The organism is Bradyrhizobium sp. 35 (assembly GCF_023073215.1).
GTDB classification, from domain to species: domain Bacteria; phylum Pseudomonadota; class Alphaproteobacteria; order Rhizobiales; family Xanthobacteraceae; genus Bradyrhizobium; species Bradyrhizobium canariense_D.
The window spans coordinates 1-2160 of sequence record NZ_JADPJC010000138.1 but is presented as its reverse complement, the minus strand read 5'-3'; the positions used below and the strand labels follow the sequence as shown (position 1 = coordinate 2160).

Below are 2160 nucleotides of genomic sequence, written 5' to 3'. Positions count from 1 at the left end.
CAAAGGCAAGGCCTCAGCCCCTTACGAGTTCGGCGTGAAGGCCTCCATCGTCACCAACAATCGCCGAGCTCCCGGTGGCCTGTTCGTACTGCATGCCAGCTCGCTGCCCGATAATCCCTACGACGGTCATACCCTGCGGGACGTCATCGACCGCACCGAGGCGCTCACCGGCTGTCCGATCGAGCGGGCCTATGTCGACAAGGGATATCGCGGCCACGACACGCAAAATCCACGTCGCGTCTTCATTTCGGGCCAGAAGCGCGGCGTGTTCGGCGCCATCAAGCGCGAGCTCCGGCGCCGCTCCGCCATCGAGCCCATCATCGGACATCTGAAGGCCGAAGGTCACCTTGGCCGCTGCTATCTCAAAGGCCGCGCCGGCGACGCCGCCAACGTCGTGCTCTCAGCAGTCGGCCACAACTTCCGCCGTATCCTCGCCTGGCTCAGAGAACTCTTGTGCCTCTTCCTGATCCAGCTATCGCATACGCTTGCCTGTCCGCTCCCGCTCAATTCGGCTTCTTAACGGACGACTAGTAAGGCTATGACATCGGGCTCGCGCCGCGAAATGCTGATTTCGACTCTGATGAGGGAGCTACGGGACGTGGGCAGCCTGGCCCGAACTCATGGTCGCAGTTCGTGACTGGACCCATTAACATAGTTTATTTATTTAATTTAGTTTAGCGTACCGCCAGCCCCGGAGAGAACGCCATGCCTGACCAAGACGATGACCGCCGCGAATTTCTGAAGACCTGCGGAAAGTTCGCTGCCGTGACACCTCCAGCCATCACGCTACTGCTATCGACCTCCCTCACTTCCGATGCGATCGCGCACTCTGGTGCGGGGGCCGTCCACCATGATCACCATGAGCACCACCACGGTAACAATGGCTGGGGCAATGGTGGCGGCGATGGCAGTCCCAACGGCAAGGACGATAGAGGCCGCTAGACCATTTGCCGCCGGAGCAGCAACTGGAACGTCTCGCCGGCTACCAAGTTTTCCCAAAGCCCATCCCCAAGTGGGTAACGCAGTCGGGCCCCAGCTCTTCCCCATTGCCCCCCGGAGCTGGGGCTCATTTTTGTCCCGCCTCGAGGCGCCGGTTTCGCCAGCGGAACTTTTGTGCACTTTTGCACTTATCAGTCCTGCCGCGATGGTCGTGCGACTGAGGATGGGCACCGGTGCGGATTCCGACGAAGTCGCCCAGGCGTACCGATCTGAAGTCGCTTGTGGATTCCGAGACGATGTCGCCCACCTTTCCGATTTGATCTCGCCCAGCGGCGAGGCGTTCTGGCCGGCTGGTTCTCTGGCATCGGTCAAGCCGCGTGGTCAATCTGGAATCGCGACTTCGACCTGTTTTCTTCTTCTGCGGTTGCTGTGGGCATGTGGGCAACGCGATTGCGTTGTCCAAGCGCAGCGGCATGTCCACAGCGCCACGGGCTCAGGTCTTTCGGGCGGATTGCCGGGTTCGCCGCAGGCTCTCACCGGTGAGGTCGAGCCGATGGGCATTGTGGACGAGACGATCGAGCACGGCGTCGGCATAGGTGGGATCTCCAATGAGCAGATGCCACTGGTCCACGGGGAGCTGGCTGGTGACGATGGTGGAGCGATGACCGTAGCGATCTTCGAGGATTTCCAGGAGGTCGTGACGGGCACCGGCGTCGAGCGGCTCGAGTCCCCAATCATCGAGGATCAGCAGATCGACACGGCCAAGGCCGCGCAACAGGCGTGGATGGCGGCCGTCGCCGCGGGCGAGCGCCAGATCGTCGAACAGTCGCGGGACGCGCTGATAGAACACAGAGCGATTGTCGCGACAGGCCTTGTGGCCGAGCGCCGAGGCGAGCCAACTCTTGCCGACGCCGGCCGGGCCGCAGATCAGGAGATTGACGTGGTCGTCGATCCAACGGCCCTCGACAAGCTTAGCGAACAGCGGGCGGTCGAGACCGCGCGGGGTGCGGTAGTCGATGTCCTCGACGCACGCCTGCTGGCGCAGCTTGGCGTAGCGCAGGCGAGTGGCGAGCCGTTTGTCGTGCCGCAGCGAGGCTTCACGTTCGAGCAGCAGCGCGAGCCATACCGACCGCCCAGGCCAGCCCGCGCTCTGTTAGCCCTTGTCGAAACGGCGCGCTGAGGCCGTATCCTGCATCCGCCAGCACACATCCAAAGCGTATG

Annotated in this window: 1 protein-coding gene and 3 pseudogenes; 2 read left to right on the top strand and 2 right to left on the bottom strand. The window is 62.6% G+C overall.

Annotated elements, in window-relative coordinates:
- Both IVB36_RS27985 and IVB36_RS27980 read left to right on the top strand, forming a co-directional pair.
- Positions 1-520: pseudogene (locus IVB36_RS27985) on the top strand (IS5/IS1182 family transposase); the annotation flags it as partial.
- A 185-nt stretch (positions 521-705) separates the two neighbouring features.
- The gene (locus tag IVB36_RS27980; RefSeq protein ID WP_083926434.1) at positions 706-942 is read left to right on the top strand and encodes a hypothetical protein; all 237 of its coding nucleotides are present in this window, start codon (positions 706-708) and stop codon (positions 940-942) included.
- 490 nt (positions 943-1432) lie between these two features.
- Here the strand turns inward: IVB36_RS27980 and istB are convergent.
- Positions 1433-2059, bottom strand: a pseudogene (istB, locus tag IVB36_RS27975) (IS21-like element helper ATPase IstB); the annotation flags it as partial.
- 1 nt (position 2060) lies between these two features.
- Positions 2061-2160 (bottom strand): annotated as a pseudogene (locus IVB36_RS27970) (transposase); the annotation flags it as partial.